Origin of the sequence: Pseudomonas sp. NPDC086112, assembly GCF_044746425.1 — a bacterium.
Classification (GTDB): Bacteria; Pseudomonadota; Gammaproteobacteria; order Pseudomonadales; family Pseudomonadaceae; genus Aquipseudomonas.
This window is the reverse complement of sequence record NZ_JBIVCD010000017.1, coordinates 26,583-44,317: the sequence shown is the minus strand read 5'-3', so window position 1 is coordinate 44,317 and position 17,735 is coordinate 26,583. Positions and strand designations below refer to the sequence as shown.

Below are 17,735 nucleotides of genomic sequence, written 5' to 3'. Positions count from 1 at the left end.
GAACGCATTCTAATGTGGGAGCGGCGGTGCGACGATTCGACTTGCTCGCGAAGAGGCCATCATGTTCAAAGCAGATTTCGGGTCTGCTCCGGAGCGCTCGGATCAGCGCTGAACAACCCGCAATGCGTTCTGTTCTTTCGGCAGAACCCGCTTGGCAACCACGTAGTGGCTTTCCCAATACGGTTTCTTCAGGGTGTCGATGCTGACCGACTTGCCACGGCGGGGTGCGTGGATGAAGCGGTCGTTGCCCAGGTAGATGGCAACATGATTGACCCTGCGGCTCTTGATGTTGAAGAAAATCAGGTCGCCTGGCTTCAGATCATTGCGATCGACCTTCTCGCCATGACCGCTGGCCATGGCGTTGGAGGTACGAGGCAGGTCAAACGTAGCGTCGTTGAACGCGTATTTCACCAGACCGCTGCAATCGAATCCTTTACTTGGGCTGCTGCCACCCCAACGATAAGGTGTACCGAGCACGTTTACCGCGCGGCTCAACACGTTGCTGCTTTCCTTGCTGGCCATCGGCGGGACCAGCTTGCTGTTTACGCTGCTCAGTTGGCTGGAGCGTTTTACTGTTTGTTTGTTTTTGCTCGAAGGAGCAGAAACGTGGGATTTTGGGGTGTAACCATTAACGCTAGGAAGACGTTGCTCACGATTGGTGGCGTGGGCGGCCAGGGGCAATAATAGGCAAATGGTTAGCCATGTCTTGAAAAATGGACGCATTAGGCAAGGCTCATATGGGTGAACGCGCAACTTTATAACAGCTTTTTTGGCCCTTCCGAGGCCGTTGGTCGATTCAAACGGCGGGCCGCGGAACTAAAAATCGGCAAAGTTGACGTGGGTTGTCTGACAAAAGTCAGGTATTACAAGGCTTTGGCAGGAATGAAGTTAGCATTTGCCGTATGTCGGCCGCCTGTAAAAAAGTCACAAAGAATTCAAGAATATTTCTCTATCGTGTGAGTCGAGGTCATCCATGAACACCTATCAACACCCCGTTTCAGAGCAAGACACACACAGCAAAGTGATTGGTTACCTGTTGTGGATTTTCGGTTTTACCGGGGCTCACCGCTTCTATTACGGCAAGCCGGTGACCGGGACGATCTGGTTTTTTACCTTCGGTTTGCTGGGTATCGGCTGGCTGATCGACGTGTTTCTGATCCCCTCCATGGACCGTGAAGCGGACCTGCGCTTTACCGCTGGCCCCATCGAATACAACGTTGCATGGATTCTACTGACGTTTCTGGGGGTATTCGGTGTGCACCGGATGTATCAGGGGAAATGGATCAGCGGGTTGCTGTATCTGGTGACAGGCGGGTTGTTCTTTCTGGGGGTGTTGTATGACTTCTGGACGTTGAATGACCAGGTGTCGATTCGCAATGCCCAGAATAGAGGCGCCTTCCAGTAAGCCTTCGCGAGCAAGCCCGCTCCCACATGTGTTTTCGGTCGTACACAAATTCTGTGTTCGCTGAAGGTCAAGTGTGGGAGCGGGCTTGCTCGCGAATGCAGGCAGCGCGGTGTTAAGCCTGGTGACTGATCCGTCCATCCACCAGGGTGTAACGCACCACACCCGGCAAGCTATGGCCAACGAACGGACAGTTTTCGCCCTTCGACAACCAGTTCTCACCGGCCACGGTCGAGGCTGCAGGGTCGAACAGCACGATATCTGCCGGCCCTCCCACCGCCAATTTGCCCGCTGGTAAACGCAACGCTTCGGCAGGACCGGCGCTCAAGCGTGCGAGCAGCGTCGGCAAGTCGAGCAAACCGTCTTCCACCAAGGTCATCGCCAGCGGCAGCAGCAGTTCAACACTGCTGATGCCCGGTTCGGTGGCACCGAACGGCGCCAGTTTGGCATCGCGTTCATGGGGCTGGTGATGGCTGGAGATGGCTGACACCACCCCCGACTTCACCGCTGCCCGCAGGCCGTCGCGGTCCGCACGAGTGCGCAGCGGCGGTTGGACGTGATAGAGGCTGCTGAAGTCGACCAGCGCTTCGTCGGTGAGGATCAGTTGATACAACGCCACGTCCGCCGTGACCTTCAGGCCACGGGCCTGGGCTTGGGCGATCAGCGCCACACCGCGGGCGCTGGTGAGCTGGCTGAAGTGCGCACGCACGCCGCTTTGCTCGACCAGCAGCAGGTCCCGGGCCAGGGCCACGGTTTCAGCGGTTTCCGGAATGCCCGGCAAACCGAGGAAACTCGCCGTCGGACCTTCGTGAGCCAAGCCACCTTCGGCCAGATCATGGTCTTGCGAGTTGAAAATCACCGTCAGATCGAACGTCGCTGCGTATTCCAGCGCCCGACACAGGGTGCGGGTGTTGCGGAAGCTCTCCAGACCGTTACCGAAGGCCACGCAGCCGGCATCGCGCAAGGCGACCAGTTCGGCCAGCTGTTCGCCATCCAGGCCTTTGCTCAGGGCGCCGATCGGGAAGACTTTGGTGTTGCCGGCTTCGCGGGCGCGGTCGAGGATCAGTTCGGCCACGGCCGAGGTGTCCAGCACCGGTTTGGTTTTCGGTGGGCAGCACAGGCTGGTCACGCCACCGGCCGCCGCGGCGCGGGTTTCGCTGGCGATCGAGCCTTTGCGGCTGTAACCCGGCTCGCGCAGGGCGACGTTCAGGTCAACCAGGCCGGGGGCGGCAACCAGGCCTTTGGCGTCGATGGTGTCTACTGCAACGAAACCTGCCGGAGCGGCGCCGAGGGCGACGATCTTGCAGGCTTCAACGTGGATATCAGTCACTTGATCCAGGCCGCTGGCCGGATCGATAACGCGTGCGCCGAGAATGCTGAGCTTCACTGGGCGTTCTCCTGCTCGAATTGGCGCTGGGCTGTTTGCCCGCTCATGGCCATGGACAGCACAGCCATACGAATCGCGATGCCGTAGGTCACCTGGTTGAGGATCACCGAGTGCGGGCCGTCGGCCACCGCCGACTCAATTTCCACCCCGCGGTTGATCGGCCCCGGGTGCATGACGATGCAATCCGGTTTGGCCCCGGCCAGGCGCGCGGTGGTCAGGCCGAACAGGCGGTAGAACTCGCCTTCGCTCGGCAGCAGGCCGCCGGTCATACGTTCACGCTGCAGGCGCAGCATGATCACCACGTCGACGTCTTTCAGGCCTTCGGTCATGTCGGTGTACACCTTCACGCCGTATTGCTCGATGCCGATCGGCAGCAGGGTTTTCGGCGCAATCACGCGGATGTCCGGGCAGCCAAGGGTTTTCAGGGCCAGCATGTTCGAGCGCGCTACCCGCGAATGCAGGATGTCGCCGACGATGGCCACCGAAAGGTTTTCGAAGCCGCCCTTGTGCCGACGAATAGTGAGCATGTCGAGCATGCCCTGGGTCGGGTGGGCATGACGGCCGTCGCCGCCGTTGATGATCGCCACTTGCGGGCAGACATGCTCGGCGATGAAGTGCGCCGCGCCGGAATCACCGTGACGCACGACGAACATGTCGGCGGCCATGGCTTCCAGGTTGCGCAGGGTGTCGAGCAGGGTTTCACCCTTGCTCGCCGACGACGTCGACACGTTCAGGGTGATCACGTCGGCCGACAGCCGTTGGGCCGCCAGTTCGAAGGTGGTGCGGGTGCGGGTGGAGTTCTCGAAGAACACGTTGCACACGGTCTTGCCGCGCAGCAACGGGACTTTCTTCACCGCCCGGGCGCCAACCTCGAGGAACGAGTCGGCGGTGTCGAGGATTTCCGTCAGCAGCTCGCGGCGCAAACCGTCGAGCGAGAGGAAGTGGCGCAGCTGGCCCTGATCATTGAGCTGCAGCGGGCGCTTGGTTTCTAGAGGCGTCATCGCGAGGGGGACTCTCAATAGGGCGAATTAAAGGGCGAGGTCTTGAAGTTCGAGCTTGAGTTCCGGGCCGGACAGCTTCACTCGCTCATGGGCTGCCAGCGACAGCGTCGCGCCAACCACGTTCGGCCGGATCGGCAGTTCACCGGCGTCCAGGTCCAGCAGGCATACCAGCGTCACGCTGGCCGGGCGGCCGTAGTCGAAGAGTTCGTTCATTGCAGCGCGGATGGTCCGACCGCTCATCAGCACGTCATCGATCAGTACCAGGTGCTGGCCTTCGATCTCGAACGGCAGCGCCGATGGGCGTACTTGTGGGTGCAGGCCGTTCTGGCTGAAGTCGTCGCGGTAGAACGAAACATCCAGGGTACCCAGGGGCGAATCGCTGCCCAGTTCATCGAGCAACGCCTGCGCGACCCAGACGCCACCGGTCCGAATGCCGATGTAACGCGGTTCGCTGATGCCCCGTTTGGCCAGATAGGTGTCAAGACGGATCGCCATCTGGCTGATCAGTTCGGCGGGATTGGGCAGGCTCATGGTTTGCTCCTTCTTTGTCCCGAGCCGGATGCCGCTTGAGGGGTGGCTCGGGTTGTAGCTAAGGGAGACGCCGCAGCGGCTCTTCAGAATTAGGTGCGGTCAGGATTCGAACAGCGCGGTGTTTTCGTCGAGCCAGCCTTGCAACAGCAGCGCGGCGGCGATGGCATCGACCGGGTTGTCGCGGTAACTGCCTTTCTGGCCGCCACGGACCAGGCGTTCGCCCTTGGCCTCGAAAGTGGTCAGGCGTTCGTCATGCGTATAGAAGGGCAGGTTGTAGCGGCCGTTCAGGCGGCGGGCGAACTTCTCGGCCCGCAGGCACATGTCGCTCGGCGTGCCGTCCATGTTCAGCGGCAGGCCGACCACCACAGCGTCGGGTTTCCACTCTTTAATCAGGGCTTCGACCTGATTCCAGTCAGGAATGCCGTTTTGCGCCTTCAAGGTGCACAGCTCGCGGGCCTGACCGGTAATCACCTGGCCGACCGCAACGCCGATCTGTTTGGTGCCGTAGTCGAAACCCAAAATCAGCCGCAGGGCCATCAGGCGTGCCCCGCCTGGTTGGTGAGCAGACTGAGATTGACGCCCAGGTGTTTGGCCGCCGCTTCAAGACGTAATTCGCTGCTGGTATTGAACAGGATGTCGGCATTGAACGGGCAGGTCAGCCAGGCGTTGTCGGCCAGTTCGGCTTCCAGTTGCCCGGCTTCCCAACCGGCGTAGCCGAGGGTGATCAGGCTTTTCGCAGGGCCGACGCCGTCGGCGATGGCGAACAGCACGTCCTGGGAGGTCGACAGGGACAGCTCGCCTTCCAGATCAACGGTTGCCTGAAAAGATTTGCCCGATGGGTGCAGGACAAAACCGCGATCGGTTTGCACCGGGCCACCCATAAAGATCGGCACGTGCTGGCAGAGCACTGGTGGTTCGATATCGGGGCGCAATTGCTCGAGAATATCGGCCAGGTTCAGGTCCTGCGGGCGGTTGACCACCAGCCCCATGGCACCATTGGCCGTGTGCTCGACGATGTAGGTCAAGGTGTGCGCAAAGTTCGGGTCGGCCATGTGAGGCATGGCGATCAGGAAGTGATGCTTGAGGTAGCTGGGGCTGACGTTCTTCATGAGCGCTAGTGTGGCGTTGGAGGGGCGAACTGACAAGCCGAGGATGCACAGGAAATGCCCCAAATACTCCTGACAACACAGATCAAATGTGGGAGCGGGCTTGCTCGCGAAGAGGCCGGCCCATTCAACATTGATGTCGACTGACCCGACGCCTTCGCGAGCAAGCCCGCTCCCACAGGGGTTTTGTGCTGGTCAATTACTGGACAACCGGTCCCCACGCGCAAACTTCCACGTCCGAATGATTTCCAGACGATCGATGTCCGACAGATCCCCGGTGAACGGTGCAAACGGCGCCGCGAGCCTTACGATGCGCTGCGCCGCCTGGTCCAGCAGCGGCTGGCCGGAAGACTCCAGCACCAGCACTTCATACAGCGAGCCATCGCGGTTGATCGAGACCATCAGTCGCAGATTGCCGTAAATCTGTTTGCGCCGGGCTTCGTCGGGGTAGTTCAGGTTGCCGATGCGCTCGACCTTCTTGCGCCATTCATCTTTGTACCAGGCACCCTTGTCGCGCATGGTCGATGCGGCACTCAAGCGGTGGATGCGCGGGCGCTTGGCGTAAAGCTGTTGTTCACTGGCCAGTTCCGCTTCCAGGCTGGCGATGTCGCTGGACAGCTGCGCGCTGTCGAAGGTCGGTGCCACGACCTTGGGTTTGGTCTCGGTCTTGATCTCTTCGCGCTTGGTCGCGGTTTTTTTCGGTTTCGGCGCGACGGTCGTCACGGCTGCCTTGGGGGCTGCTTCAGGCACTGGCGGCGTGGCGGTTGGCGGCGGGGTGACTGGCTGCACCTTGTTGTCCTGGAAGGGCGCGACCTCGGTGGTCTTGGGCGTCGCCTTTTTTTCCAGGGTGCCGCTGCCTTCCTGATTTTCCTGGGCGAGAAAGTCAGCTTTTTCCGGCTTCTTTTCGCTTTTGAACGTGGCGAGGGTGATTTCCAGGGTTTTGCTGATTTGCTGGGGTTCGACCATGGAGAACCCGACGCCCAACAGCAAGGCCAAGTGGATCAGCGCCGCGAGAAACAGGGTGAAACCGAGGCGATCAGCCGGACGCACGCCACGGTGGGCGAGTTCAGGGGGCAGATCGGACGGGAGTGTCATAACAAGAAAACCAACATCGCGTTTTTTACAAGCCGGGGATGATAACGCAATGTTGGTTGTCTCTATCAACGAGCCTTGAGCTTCTGATCGATGGCATCCATCAGAAGGCCACCAATGTCGGTGCCGAACGCGTTATCGATCTCGCGAATGCAGGTCGGGCTGGTGACGTTGATTTCGGTCAGATGCTCACCGATTACGTCGAGACCGACGAACAGCAAGCCCTTCTCACGCAGGGTCGGGCCGACTTGCGCGGCGATCCAGCGATCTTTCTCGGTCAGCGGTCGGGCTTCGCCACGGCCACCGGCGGCGAGGTTGCCACGGGTTTCACCGAGCGCGGGAATCCGCGCCAGGCAGTAATCCACCGGCTCGCCGTCGATCATCAGGATGCGCTTGTCGCCATCAACGATCGCCGGCAGGTAACCCTGGATCATGATTTGCTGACGGCCGTGCAAGGTCAGGGTTTCGAGGATCACCGACAGGTTGGGGTGGCCAGCGGTGTGACGGAAGATCGACGAGCCGCCCATGCCGTCCAGCGGCTTGAGGATCACGTCACCGTGATGGTCGGCGAATTCACGCAACACGTCGGGGCGACGGCTGACGATGGTCGGCGGCGTACACTGCGGGAACAGCGTGGCGAACAGCTTTTCGTTGCAGTCACGCAGGCTTTGCGGCTTGTTGACCACCAGTACGCCGGCATTTTCCGCTTGTTCCAGCAAATACGTGGAATAGACGAATTCCATGTCGAACGGCGGATCCTTGCGCATCAGGATCACGTCCAGATCGCTCAGCAGCGCATCGCTTTCGGCGCCCAGTTCAAACCATTTTTCCGGGTTGGCGAACACCTTCAGCGGACGCATCCGCCCGCGAGCCTCGCCTTCGGCCTGATACAAATCGCGCTGTTCCATATAGAACAGTTCCCAGCCACGCTTTTGCGCGGCCAGCAGCATGGCCAGCGAGCTATCCTTTTTATAGGAGATGCCGGCGATAGGATCCATGACAATCCCGACGCGAACGCTCATGGGGTTTTCCTCGAAATTGGGGTGAAAAGTGTTGTGAAAAAGTGGCGTCAGAGTGGCGCTGAGTGTGTTCCCGGTCAAGGAAAAACCACCGCCAGGGTCGCCCGATAGATTGGATGGGGAGACTGTGCTAAAAAGGCTGCCATGCCCTGTTGGCCCTTAAGTATCAAGGGTTTCGAGCCAGCGATGAGCGGCAAACGGACAATTTGATTCACAAAGGCGACGGTAGAGCCACTATGGAACAGCATTCCAGCGCCTTGAAGGTCATGGTGATCGATGATTCGAAAACGATTCGTCGCACCGCCGAAACGCTGTTGAAAAACGTGGGCTGTGAAGTCATCACCGCAATCGATGGTTTCGATGCCCTGGCCAAGATTGCCGACAATCACCCCGGCATCATCTTTGTCGACATCATGATGCCGCGTCTGGATGGTTATCAGACCTGCGCTTTAATCAAGAACAACAGTGCGTTCAAGTCCACGCCAGTGATTATGCTGTCGTCCAAGGACGGGTTGTTCGACAAGGCCAAGGGGCGGATCGTCGGTTCCGACCAGTTTTTGACCAAGCCTTTCAGCAAGGAAGAACTGCTGAACGCGATTCAGGCCCATGTACCGGGCTTCACCGCCGTTTCGCCGCAGTAGGACACGCACAGTGACACTCGGCCATGGGGCCCGGTGTCGACAAGAATGGGGAAGACCATGGCACGTATTCTGATCGTCGATGACTCGCCGACCGAAATGTACAAACTGACCGGCATGCTCGAAAAGCACGGTCATGAGGTGTTGAAAGCCGAAAACGGCGCCGACGGCGTGGCGCTGGCCCGTCAGGAAAAACCCGACGCGGTGTTGATGGACATCGTCATGCCCGGCCTTAACGGTTTCCAGGCGACCCGTCAGCTGACCAAAGACCCGGAAACCGGGCACATTCCAGTGATCATCATCACCACCAAGGATCAGGAAACCGACAAAGTCTGGGGCACGCGCCAGGGCGCCAAGGACTACCTGACCAAACCGGTCGACGAAGACACCCTGATCAAAACCCTGAACAACGTGCTGGCCGGTTGATCGTCCGGTCATGACCGAGTCGCTGACGGCTTTCGAACTGCTGCTGCAGATTGACCAGCGCTGTCGTCTGCTGGCGGCGGACCTGCCGTCCCAGCCGACCCGACAGGACAGCTGGAGCGGCATCGGCTTTCGCTTGGGCGAGCATTGGTACGTCGCGCCCATGGGCGAAGTCAGCGAAGTCCTGCACGAACCGCGCGTGACCCAATTGCCGGGGGTCAAGCCCTGGGTCAAGGGCGTGGCTAACCTGCGGGGGCGCCTGCTGCCGATCATGGATTTGAGTGGCTTCATCGGTCATGAACTGTCGAATCTGCGCAAGCAGCGACGGGTTTTGGTGGTGGAGCACAACGAGGTGTTTGCCGGGTTACTGGTCGATGAAGTGTTTGGCTTGCAGCACTTTGCCCAGGACAGCCTGGAACCGGTAGATACCTTGAGCGGCCCGATTGCACCGTTCATCAAAGGCCGGTTCCAGCGTGAGCAGACCTGGCAGGTGTTCAGCCCGTTTGCGTTGGCGCAGTCACAGAGCTTCATGAGCGTAGCTCGGGGCGACGCCGCAATCCTGTAGGAGCGAGGCTTGCCCGCGAAGAACGATAACGCGGTGTTCCTGCGGGACCGCAGCGCCTGCTTCGCGGGCAAGCCTCGCTCCTACAAGGGCATTGAGTGAATTGAGCAGGACAGGCGAGAACCGATGATAAAAGCAAAAACAGGCAAGCCAGAAGGGTCGCGCAGTCGGTCGCAGATCATTGCGCTGTTCATCGCGTTGATCGTCTTCATCATGCTGCTGTTCGCCAACTTCGCGTACCTCAACACCCAGGCGAATTACGATAAACAGTACATCGGCCACGCCGGTGAGCTGCGCGTGTTGTCCCAACGCATCGCCAAGAACGCCACCGAAGCCGCCGCCGGCAAGGCCGCGGCGTTCAAGTTGCTCAGCGATGCACGCAATGACTTCGCCCAGCGTTGGGGTTACCTGAAGAAAGGCGATCCTTCCACCGGCCTGCCGCCGGCACCGTCCACCGTGCGCCCGGAAATGCGCGCCGTGCAGCTGGATTGGGAGCGTCTGCTGAAAAACACCGACGCCATCCTCTCCAGCGAACAGACCGTGTTGTCCTTGCATCAAGTCGCCGCAACGCTGGCCGAAACCGTGCCGCAGTTGCAGGTCGAGTATGAAAAGGTCGTCGAAACCCTCCTGCAACGTGGCGCCCCGGCCACTCAAGTGGCGATGGCCCAGCGTCAGTCGCTGCTGGCCGAGCGGATTCTTGGTGCGGTGAATACCGTGCTGTCCGGTGATGAAAATTCGCAGCAGGCGGCCGACGCTTTCGGTCGCGACGCGGCGCGTTTCGGCTTGGTGCTCAACGGCATGCTTCAAGGCAACGCGGCGCTGAAAATCAGCCAGGTCGAAGACCGCGACGCGCGCGCCCGGCTGACCGAGATTTCCGAACTGTTCGAATTCGTATCGGGTTCGGTGGACGAAATCCTCGAAACCTCGCCGGAGCTGCTCAAGGTCCGCGAATCGGCCACCAACATTTTTACCCTGTCGCAAACCCTGCTCGATGAAGCTTCACACCTGGCCAGCCGTTTCGAAAACCTCGCTGACGGGCGTAACACCGGCACTATCGGTGGTTATGTGCTGGGCTTGCTGGCGCTGATGTCGATCATCCTCATCGGCCTGGTGATGGTGCGCGAAACCAACCGTCAACTGCGTGAAACCGCCGAGAAGAATGAGCGCAACCAGAACGCGATCATGCGTTTGCTGGACGAAATCGAAGACCTCGCCGACGGCGACCTGACCGTGACCGCCTCGGTGACCGAAGACTTCACCGGGACCATCGCTGATTCGATCAACTATTCCGTCGACCAACTGCGCGATCTGGTGGCGACCATCAACCTCACCGCCGGCCAGGTCGCCGCCGCCGTGCAGGAAACCCAGGCCACTGCCATGCACTTGGCCCAGGCCTCGGAGCATCAGGCGCAGCAGATTTCCGAAGCCTCCACGGCCATCAACGACATGGCCCAGTCCATCGATCAGGTCTCGGCCAACGCCGCCGAATCCTCTGCGGTGGCCGAACGCTCGGTGGAAATCGCCAACAAGGGCAACGAAGTGGTGCACAACACCATTCATGGCATGGACAATATTCGCGAGCAGATTCAGGACACCGCCAAGCGCATCAAACGGCTGGGTGAGTCTTCTCAGGAAATCGGCGACATTGTCAGCCTGATCGATGACATTGCCGATCAGACCAACATCCTCGCCCTCAACGCGGCGATTCAGGCATCCATGGCCGGTGACGCCGGGCGCGGTTTTGCGGTGGTGGCCGACGAAGTCCAGCGTCTGGCCGAGCGTTCGTCCGCGGCGACCCGGCAGATCGAAACGCTGGTGCGGGCGATTCAGGCCGACACCAACGAAGCGGTGATTTCCATGGAGCAGACCACCACGGAAGTGGTGCGCGGCGCGCGTCTGGCGCAGGATGCCGGGGTGGCCCTGGAAGAAATCGAAGGTGTATCGAAGACCCTTGCGGCATTGATCCAGAGTATTTCCAACGCCGCGCAGCAACAGACTTCGTCGGCCGGCCAGATTTCCCTGACGATGAACGTGATCCAGCAGATCACCACGCAGACCTCGTCCGGCTCCACCGCCACCGCCGAGAGCATTGGCAACCTGGCGAAAATGGCCAGCCAGCTGCGACGTTCGGTGTCCGGTTTCACCTTGCCGGCCAAGTCTGCGGACAACGCTTGAACCGCCTCTGGGCGGATGCATCTTGATTGGAGTGGTTATGGGTGATCGGCACGACTATGTGGCCCTTGAGTGGGTCAAAGGCGAGATTGCCGAAACGCTGAAGCAGGCTCATCAGGCAATCGAAACCCTGATCGACGACCCGCAGGCGACGCACGCGCTGAGTGAGTGTCTGGCCTGTGTCCATCAGGTTCACGGTAGTTTGCAGATGGTCGAATTCTACGGCGCGGCCCTGCTCGCCGAAGAAATCGAGCAGTTGACCAGCGCCTTGCAGCAGAACCGCGTCAGCCATCGCGACGAGGCGATCCACTTGTTATTGCACGCCCTGGGGCAATTGCCGACTTACCTCGACCGGGTGCAAGGCGCCCGTCGTGATTTGCCTTTAGTCGTGTTGCCGTTGATCAACGATTTGCGCAGCGCCCGTGGCGAAAGCCTGTTATCGGAAACCAGCCTGTTCAGCCCGCAACTGCCGGAGCTGCCGCCCCTGAGCCAGGAAGCCTTGGCGCTGCTGGAACCGTCCGACTTGCCGAATGTACTGCGTAAATTGCGGCAGATGTTGCAGATGGCCCTGGTCGGTTTGTTGCGCGAGCAGGATGACGAAACCCACTTCGGTTATCTGGCCAGGGTGTTTGCGCGTCTCGAAGCGCTGTGCGACAACGCACCCCTGAGCCCGTTATGGCAAGTCGCTTCGGCACTGGTCGAAGGCATGCGCAATGGCTCGATCGCCAACAGCCCGGCGTTGCGCAGTCTGTTCAAGGATGCCGATAAAGAGCTCAAGCGTCTGCTCGAACAAGGCATGCCCGGAATCAATCAACCGGCACCGCCGCAGCTGCTCAAGAGTTTGTTGTTCTATATTGCCAAGGCCGAACACCCCACCGGGCAGATGCTGACCATGAAAGATCGCTACTCACTTGACGACGCGCTACCTGACGGCGCGATGGTCGATGAAGAACGGGCACGACTGGCCGGCCCTGACCGCGACGCCATGCGCTCGGTATTGTCGGCGCTGTGCGAAGAGCTGGTGCGGGTCAAGGAACGCCTGGACTTGTTCGTGCGCAGCGACCGCCAGCACACCTCAGACCTCGAAAGCCTGCTGGCGCCCCTGCGGCAAATCGCCGACACCTTGGCGGTGCTCGGTTTCGGCCAGCCGCGCAAGGTCATCATCGATCAACTGGCGGTGGTGCTGAGCCTTGCTCAGGGCCAGCGTGAACCCAACGACGCGACCCTCATGGACGTCGCCGGGGCCTTGCTCTACGTCGAAGCGACCCTGGCCGGCATGGTCGGCACCGTGGAGCCGCAAAGCCAGGAAGACAGCCGACTGCCGACCACTGACCTGACGCAGATCCATCAGATCGTGATCAAGGAAGCGCGCATTTGCCTGCAACAGGCCAAGGACATGATCGTCGACTACATCGACGCCGACTGGGACCGCCAGCATTTGCAACCCTTGCCGGCGTTGCTGACCCAGGTGCGCGGTGCGTTGGCGATGATTCCGTTGGCCCGCGCGGCGAGCCTGGTCGAGACCTGCAACGGCTTCATCCGCGAACATCTGCTGGTAGACCCGGGCCAGCCCGGCTGGCAGCAACTGGACAGTCTGGCCGACGTCATCACCAGCATCGAATATTACCTGGAGCGCCTCAGCGACGACCCAGAAGCACCGGGAGAACACCTGCTTGATGTCGCGGAAAAAGGCCTGGCCTCGCTTGGCTTCTTCCCCAGCGAACAGCAGGTGCCGATGCTCAAGGATGTGCTCAGCCCCGGTGAAGCCCTGGTTATGCAAGACATGCAGGAACTGGATGACCCCGAAACCGTTCAGTCCCTGGCCGATGTATTGGCCAGCCCGGTGTCGTCCGTTAATCCACCTGCCCTGACCACACCGGGTAGCCTGTTGCCGCCGCCCGCCGGTGAAGAGCCGGTGGACGATGAGCTGCGGGACGTCTTCCTCGAAGAGACGGACGAGGTGCTGGAAATCCTTGAGGAGTATCTGCCGCGCTGGTCGGCCAACCCCGACAGCACATCGGCCTTGAGTGAACTACGCCGCGCCTTCCACACCCTCAAAGGCAGTGGCCGAATGGTCCGCGCGCTGGTGCTGGGTGAGTTGGCCTGGGCGGTGGAAAACCTGCTCAATCGCGTGCTGGAACACAGCGTTGCACCTGGGCCTGCGGTGCAACAACTGGTGGGCGATGCGCTGAAGCTGCTGCCTGAACTGGTGGCCGAGTTCTCCGCCAATGCCCAGCGCCAGCGCAACGATGTCGATCAACTGGCCGCCCGCGCCCATGCCCTCGCTAAGGGTGATAAGCCGGTGTCCGATGAGGACGTGCAGGATGTCGCGGCGCTCGATCCACTGTTGCTGGAGATCTTCCGCAACGAAGCCGAAACCCATTTGAGCAGCCTCAATCGCTTCCTCGACCAAGCCGCCGAGCACGTACCGCTTCAGGCCAGCGACGAGTTGCAGCGGGCGTTGCACACGCTCAAGGGCAGCGCCTCGATGGCCGGCGTGCTGCCGATTGCCGAGCTGGCGGCGTCGCTGGATGAACTGGCCCGGGAGTACAAGGCGCATCGGATTGCCCTCGACCTGGACGAAGTTGAATTGCTGCTGGAAGCCGAAGGGCTGTTCCGCCTTGGGTTGCGACAACTCAAGAGCGACCCGCTGGCTGAAATCCCCGACGCCCGCTCGCTGATCGAGCGCACCCACGCAGTGCTGGCCGAGCGTCTGCAAAGCCTGTTGAGCACGCCCAATACCAAGCTACGCATCAAGCGCGATCCGCAACTGATCAACAACTTCCTTGCCCAGGGCATGGACATCCTGCTGGACGCCGAAAGCCTGTTGCAGCGCTGGCAGCAACATCCCGGCGAACGGCAGGAACTCAGCGCGCTGCTGGACGAACTGACCACCCTCGGCGAAGGCGCGCACCTGGCCGATCTGCATCCGGTGGATGAACTCTGCGAAGCTTTGCTCGACCTGTATGGCGCTGTGGAAGAAAGCAGCCTGGCGGTCAGCGACCGGTTTTTTCATGAGGCGCAAAGTGCCCATGAAGCGCTGATCAACATGCTCGACGAACTGGCCGCAGGCCAGGAAGTCACTGCGCAACCGAAGCGGGTGCGTGCCTTGCGCGACTTGCTCGATGAGAGTCTCGATCCCTCGTCCATGGGCCTGATCCGCAGTGACGGCAGTCGCACCCTGAGCATCCGCGAACTGGGCAGCGCCACCGCCGAGCTGGAGCAGAGCGCGACGCAGGTGGAGCTGGACGACGAAATCGTTTCGATCTTCCTTGAAGAGGCGGTGGATATCCTCGAAAGCGCCGGCCAGGCCTTGCAACGCTGGCTGAGTGCCCCGGACAACGCCGCGCCGCTGTCGTCCTTGCAGCGCGATTTGCATACCCTCAAGGGTGGTGCGCGGATGGCCGAGGTCGAGCCGGTCGGCGATCTGGCCCATGAACTGGAAAACCTTTACGAAGGCCTGGTGGACCGCCGTTACAGCCACAGCGAAGTATTGGCGCAATTGCTGCAACAGAGCCATGACCGACTGGCCCTGTTCCTTGATCAGTTGCAGCACAACCGTCCGTTGGGTGATCCGGGTGAGTTGATCGCGGCCATTCGTGAGTTTCGCCAGGGCAATGCCGGCAGCGCCGAGACGATCGAACCAGCGGTCAGCCATGACTCGGCGGGCCATGATTCCGAGCTTCTGGAGATCTTCCTCGAGGAAGGTTTCGACATCATTGAAAACTCCGGCGCGGCGCTGTTGCGCTGGCAGGCCGAGCCGTCGAATCGCCAGGAAATGGAAACCCTGCTGCGCGACTTGCACACCCTCAAGGGTGGCGCGCGGATGGTGGAGATTGTGCCGATTGGCGACCTGGCCCATGAGCTGGAATTCCTCTACGAAGGCTTGTCGGCGGGCGTGCTGCAACCTACTGCCGAGCTGTTCTCGCTGTTGCAACGCAGCCATGACCGACTGGCGCAGATGCTCGACGCCACACGCGCCGGTCAGCCATTGCCGCCGGCCGATCAGCTGATCGATGCGATCAAGAATTTCAGCCATCCGGCAGTGCCCGAAACATCGGCACCCGTGACGTTGCCCGTAGCGCCCAAAGCCGAGCCAACCGCGCTGCAACCGGAAGGCACCGATACGGTCAAGGTTTCGGCGGAGTTGCTCGATGATCTGGTCAACCTGGCCGGGGAAACTTCAATCTTCCGTGGCCGCATCGAACAACAGGTCAACGATGCACGGGTGGCCCTGAGCGAGATGGAAACCACTATCGAGCGCATGCGCGATCAGTTGCGTCGCCTCGATACCGAAACCCAGGGGCGGATCCTCAGCCGTCAGCAAGTCGACGCCGAACGCCTGGGGTACGAAGAATTCGACCCATTGGAGATGGACCGCCACTCGCAGCTGCAACAGTTGTCCAGGGCGCTGTTCGAGTCTGCCTCCGACCTGCTCGACCTCAAGGAAACCCTCGAGCGGCGCAATCACGACGCGGAAAACCTGCTGCAACAGCAGGGCCGCATCAACACCGAATTGCAGGAAGGCCTGATGCGTACGCGCATGGTGCCGTTCGAGCGGATGCTGCCGCGTTTGAAACGCATCGTTCGTCAGGTCGCCAGCGAACTGGGCAAGGACGTGGACTTCGTCGTTGGCAACGCCGAAGGCGAGATGGACCGCAATGTCCTCGAACGCATGGCCGCGCCGCTGGAACACATGCTGCGCAATGCCGTCGACCATGGGCTGGAATCGGCCGAGGTGCGTATCGCGGCGGGTAAACCGGCCCAAGGCAAGATCACTCTGGATTTGTCACGAGAGGGCGGCGACATCATTTTCGACATCCGCGACGACGGTGCCGGCGTGCCTTTGGACGCCGTGCGGCGCAAGGCGATCAAGCGCGGGTTGCTCGACCCGGACAGCGACATCAGCGACCGCGACGTGCTGCAATTCATCCTGCAACCGGGGTTCTCCACTGCCGAGAAAATCACCCAGATATCCGGGCGTGGCGTCGGCATGGATGTGGTTCACGAAGAAGTCCGGCAGCTCGGTGGCGGCATGACCATCGACTCGGTGCCAGGGCAGGGCGTGCATTTCCGGATTCGCCTGCCGTTCACCGTGTCGGTAAACCGTGCGCTGATGGTGCAGTGCGGGGAGGATCAATACGCGATCCCGCTGAACACCATCGACGGCATCGTTCGGGTGTTGCCCAACGAACTCGAAGGGCATTACCGGCTCGATCCGCCGACCTACGAATACGCCGGACAACGTTATGAGCTGTGCTATCTCGGCGAGCTGCTGAAAACCAGCACCCGCCCCAAACTGCTGGGCCAGAGCCTGCCGTTGCCGGTGTTGCTGGTGCAGTGCAACGAGCGGCACGTCGCGGTGCAAGTGGATGCCATGGCCGGCACCCGGGAAATCGTGGTCAAAAGCCTTGGCCCGCAGTTCGCCGCGGTGCAGGGTTTGTCCGGGGCGACGATTCTGGGCGATGGCCGGGTGGTGCTGATTCTCGACTTGCTGGCGCCGATCCGCGCGATGCAAGCACAGGTGCCGAAGCGGCCTGTGACGCAGGACGTAGAGCCCGAGCCGCAACGGCCGTTGCTGGTGCTGGTGGTCGACGATTCGGTCACCGTGCGCAAGGTCACCAGCCGTCTGCTGGAACGCCACGGCATGAACGTGCTGATCGCCAAGGACGGTGTCGACGCCATGTTGCTGCTCGAAGAACACATGCCCGACCTGATGCTGCTGGACATCGAAATGCCGCGCATGGACGGCTTTGAAGTGGCGACCCAGGTGCGCGCGGACGAGCGCTTGCGGCATCTGCCGATCATCATGATCACCTCCCGTACCGGCCAGAAACACCGCGACCGCGCCATGGCCATTGGCGTCAACGACTACCTCGGCAAGCCGTACCAGGAATCGGTGCTGCTCGACAGCATCGCCCGGTGGAGCAAAACCCATGTATGAACATCGTTCCAGCAACCTCACAGGTTTGCTGCTGCCCTTGGCCGACCGCAACCTGATCCTGCCCAACGTTGCTGTCGCCGAACTCATTGATTACCAACCCGGCACCTTCGACCTCGACACACCGCCTTGGTATCTGGGGTTGGTGAAGTGGCGGGATCGGCAGATTCCGTTGCTTAGTTTTGAGTCGGCGTGTGGCAACAAAGTGGTGATCGGTGAGCGAGCACGGATCGTTATCCTCAACGCCCTCGGCGGGCGGCCTGAGCTGAAGTTCATTGCGCTGCTGGTGCAGGGGATTCCGCGGTCTTACAAGCTGGATAGCCAGTTGAGCTATGTGGATGTGCCGTTGTGTTCGCTGGAACAGGCGGCGGTGCAGGTGGGGGAGCAAGTGGCCAAGGTGCCGGATTTGTTGGCGTTGGAGGAACTGCTTGTGAGTGCTGGGTTGGTCTGACTGGCCCCTT

General features: G+C 60.8%; 15 protein-coding genes. 7 read left to right on the top strand and 8 right to left on the bottom strand.

What is annotated here, in order from left to right; translation table 11 throughout:
* Positions 1-102 precede the first annotated feature (102 nt).
* Positions 103-723, bottom strand: a complete 621-nt coding sequence (locus tag ACIPLA_RS14475; RefSeq protein ID WP_218395299.1) for a C40 family peptidase — start codon at positions 721-723, stop codon at positions 103-105.
* A gap of 250 nt (positions 724-973) precedes the next feature.
* Between ACIPLA_RS14475 and ACIPLA_RS14470 the strand changes: the two genes are divergently transcribed.
* Positions 974-1,405, top strand: a complete 432-nt coding sequence (locus tag ACIPLA_RS14470) for an NINE protein (protein ID WP_401173700.1) — start codon at positions 974-976, stop codon at positions 1,403-1,405.
* 112 nt (positions 1,406-1,517) lie between these two features.
* On the opposite strand, the gene ACIPLA_RS14465 is transcribed toward ACIPLA_RS14470, so the two are convergent.
* The 7 genes from ACIPLA_RS14465 to gshB all read right to left on the bottom strand — a co-directional run bounded on the left by ACIPLA_RS14465 (position 1,518) and on the right by gshB (position 7,541).
* Positions 1,518-2,789, bottom strand: coding sequence for a dihydroorotase (locus tag ACIPLA_RS14465; protein WP_401173699.1), 1,272 nt, complete (start codon positions 2,787-2,789; stop codon positions 1,518-1,520).
* Entirely contained in the window at positions 2,786-3,790 is a 1,005-nt protein-coding gene (locus ACIPLA_RS14460) for an aspartate carbamoyltransferase catalytic subunit (RefSeq protein ID WP_007897943.1), read from the bottom strand. The genes ACIPLA_RS14465 and ACIPLA_RS14460 overlap by 4 nt, the downstream gene beginning before the upstream one ends.
* Positions 3,791-3,817: 27 nt before the next feature.
* Positions 3,818-4,321: a bifunctional pyr operon transcriptional regulator/uracil phosphoribosyltransferase PyrR gene (gene pyrR, locus ACIPLA_RS14455; RefSeq protein ID WP_008068126.1), complete on the bottom strand. Its 504-nt coding sequence runs from the start codon at positions 4,319-4,321 to the stop codon at positions 3,818-3,820.
* A 99-nt stretch (positions 4,322-4,420) separates the two neighbouring features.
* On the bottom strand, positions 4,421-4,858 hold the full coding sequence (gene ruvX / locus ACIPLA_RS14450; RefSeq protein ID WP_007897947.1) for a Holliday junction resolvase RuvX: 438 nt from the start codon (positions 4,856-4,858) through the stop codon (positions 4,421-4,423).
* Positions 4,858-5,430 carry a YqgE/AlgH family protein gene (locus ACIPLA_RS14445; RefSeq protein WP_401173696.1) on the bottom strand — a complete coding sequence of 191 codons (573 nt, stop codon included), beginning with the start codon at positions 5,428-5,430 and terminating at the stop codon, positions 4,858-4,860. The genes ruvX and ACIPLA_RS14445 overlap by 1 nt, the downstream gene beginning before the upstream one ends.
* A 192-nt stretch (positions 5,431-5,622) precedes the next feature.
* On the bottom strand, positions 5,623-6,522 hold the full coding sequence (locus tag ACIPLA_RS14440; protein ID WP_192344909.1) for an energy transducer TonB: 900 nt from the start codon (positions 6,520-6,522) through the stop codon (positions 5,623-5,625).
* Positions 6,523-6,587: 65 nt separating this feature from the next.
* A complete protein-coding gene (gshB, locus tag ACIPLA_RS14435; protein ID WP_218395296.1) occupies positions 6,588-7,541 on the bottom strand; it encodes a glutathione synthase in 954 nt (317 codons plus the stop codon).
* Positions 7,542-7,774: 233 nt separating this feature from the next.
* On the opposite strand from gshB, the gene pilG reads away from it, so the two are divergent.
* From pilG to ACIPLA_RS14405, 6 genes are all read left to right on the top strand, one after another.
* Complete coding sequence (pilG, locus tag ACIPLA_RS14430) at positions 7,775-8,179, top strand: twitching motility response regulator PilG (protein ID WP_008068133.1); 405 nt, start codon at positions 7,775-7,777, stop codon at positions 8,177-8,179.
* Positions 8,180-8,236: 57 nt separating this feature from the next.
* On the top strand, positions 8,237-8,602 hold the full coding sequence (gene pilH / locus ACIPLA_RS14425; protein ID WP_007897961.1) for a twitching motility response regulator PilH: 366 nt from the start codon (positions 8,237-8,239) through the stop codon (positions 8,600-8,602).
* 10 nt (positions 8,603-8,612) lie between these two features.
* A complete protein-coding gene (locus ACIPLA_RS14420) occupies positions 8,613-9,164 on the top strand; it encodes a chemotaxis protein CheW (protein ID WP_401173693.1) in 552 nt (183 codons plus the stop codon).
* Positions 9,165-9,287: 123 nt separating this feature from the next.
* On the top strand, positions 9,288-11,336 hold the full coding sequence (locus ACIPLA_RS14415; protein WP_401173691.1) for a methyl-accepting chemotaxis protein: 2,049 nt from the start codon (positions 9,288-9,290) through the stop codon (positions 11,334-11,336).
* Between the two features lie 37 nt (positions 11,337-11,373).
* Positions 11,374-17,277: an Hpt domain-containing protein gene (locus tag ACIPLA_RS14410; RefSeq protein ID WP_401173689.1), complete on the top strand. Its 5,904-nt coding sequence runs from the start codon at positions 11,374-11,376 to the stop codon at positions 17,275-17,277.
* Entirely contained in the window at positions 17,270-17,725 is a 456-nt protein-coding gene (locus ACIPLA_RS14405; protein WP_218395292.1) for a chemotaxis protein CheW, read from the top strand. The genes ACIPLA_RS14410 and ACIPLA_RS14405 overlap by 8 nt, the downstream gene beginning before the upstream one ends.
* The last annotated feature ends 10 nt before the right edge of the window (positions 17,726-17,735 follow it).

Coding starts and splice junctions, on each gene's coding strand:
- ACIPLA_RS14475 (WP_218395299.1), bottom strand. CDS start 723: ATGCGTCCATTTTTCAAGACATGGCTAACCATTTGCCTATTATTGCCC.
- ACIPLA_RS14470 (WP_401173700.1), top strand. CDS start 974: ATGAACACCTATCAACACCCCGTTTCAGAGCAAGACACACACAGCAAA.
- ACIPLA_RS14460 (WP_007897943.1), bottom strand. CDS start 3,790: ATGACGCCTCTAGAAACCAAGCGCCCGCTGCAGCTCAATGATCAGGGC.
- pyrR (WP_008068126.1), bottom strand. CDS start 4,321: ATGAGCCTGCCCAATCCCGCCGAACTGATCAGCCAGATGGCGATCCGT.
- ruvX (WP_007897947.1), bottom strand. CDS start 4,858: ATGGCCCTGCGGCTGATTTTGGGTTTCGACTACGGCACCAAACAGATC.
- ACIPLA_RS14445 (WP_401173696.1), bottom strand. CDS start 5,430: ATGAAGAACGTCAGCCCCAGCTACCTCAAGCATCACTTCCTGATCGCC.
- ACIPLA_RS14440 (WP_192344909.1), bottom strand. CDS start 6,522: ATGACACTCCCGTCCGATCTGCCCCCTGAACTCGCCCACCGTGGCGTG.
- gshB (WP_218395296.1), bottom strand. CDS start 7,541: ATGAGCGTTCGCGTCGGGATTGTCATGGATCCTATCGCCGGCATCTCC.
- pilG (WP_008068133.1), top strand. CDS start 7,775: ATGGAACAGCATTCCAGCGCCTTGAAGGTCATGGTGATCGATGATTCG.
- pilH (WP_007897961.1), top strand. CDS start 8,237: ATGGCACGTATTCTGATCGTCGATGACTCGCCGACCGAAATGTACAAA.
- ACIPLA_RS14420 (WP_401173693.1), top strand. CDS start 8,613: ATGACCGAGTCGCTGACGGCTTTCGAACTGCTGCTGCAGATTGACCAG.
- ACIPLA_RS14415 (WP_401173691.1), top strand. CDS start 9,288: ATGATAAAAGCAAAAACAGGCAAGCCAGAAGGGTCGCGCAGTCGGTCG.
- ACIPLA_RS14410 (WP_401173689.1), top strand. CDS start 11,374: ATGGGTGATCGGCACGACTATGTGGCCCTTGAGTGGGTCAAAGGCGAG.
- ACIPLA_RS14405 (WP_218395292.1), top strand. CDS start 17,270: ATGTATGAACATCGTTCCAGCAACCTCACAGGTTTGCTGCTGCCCTTG.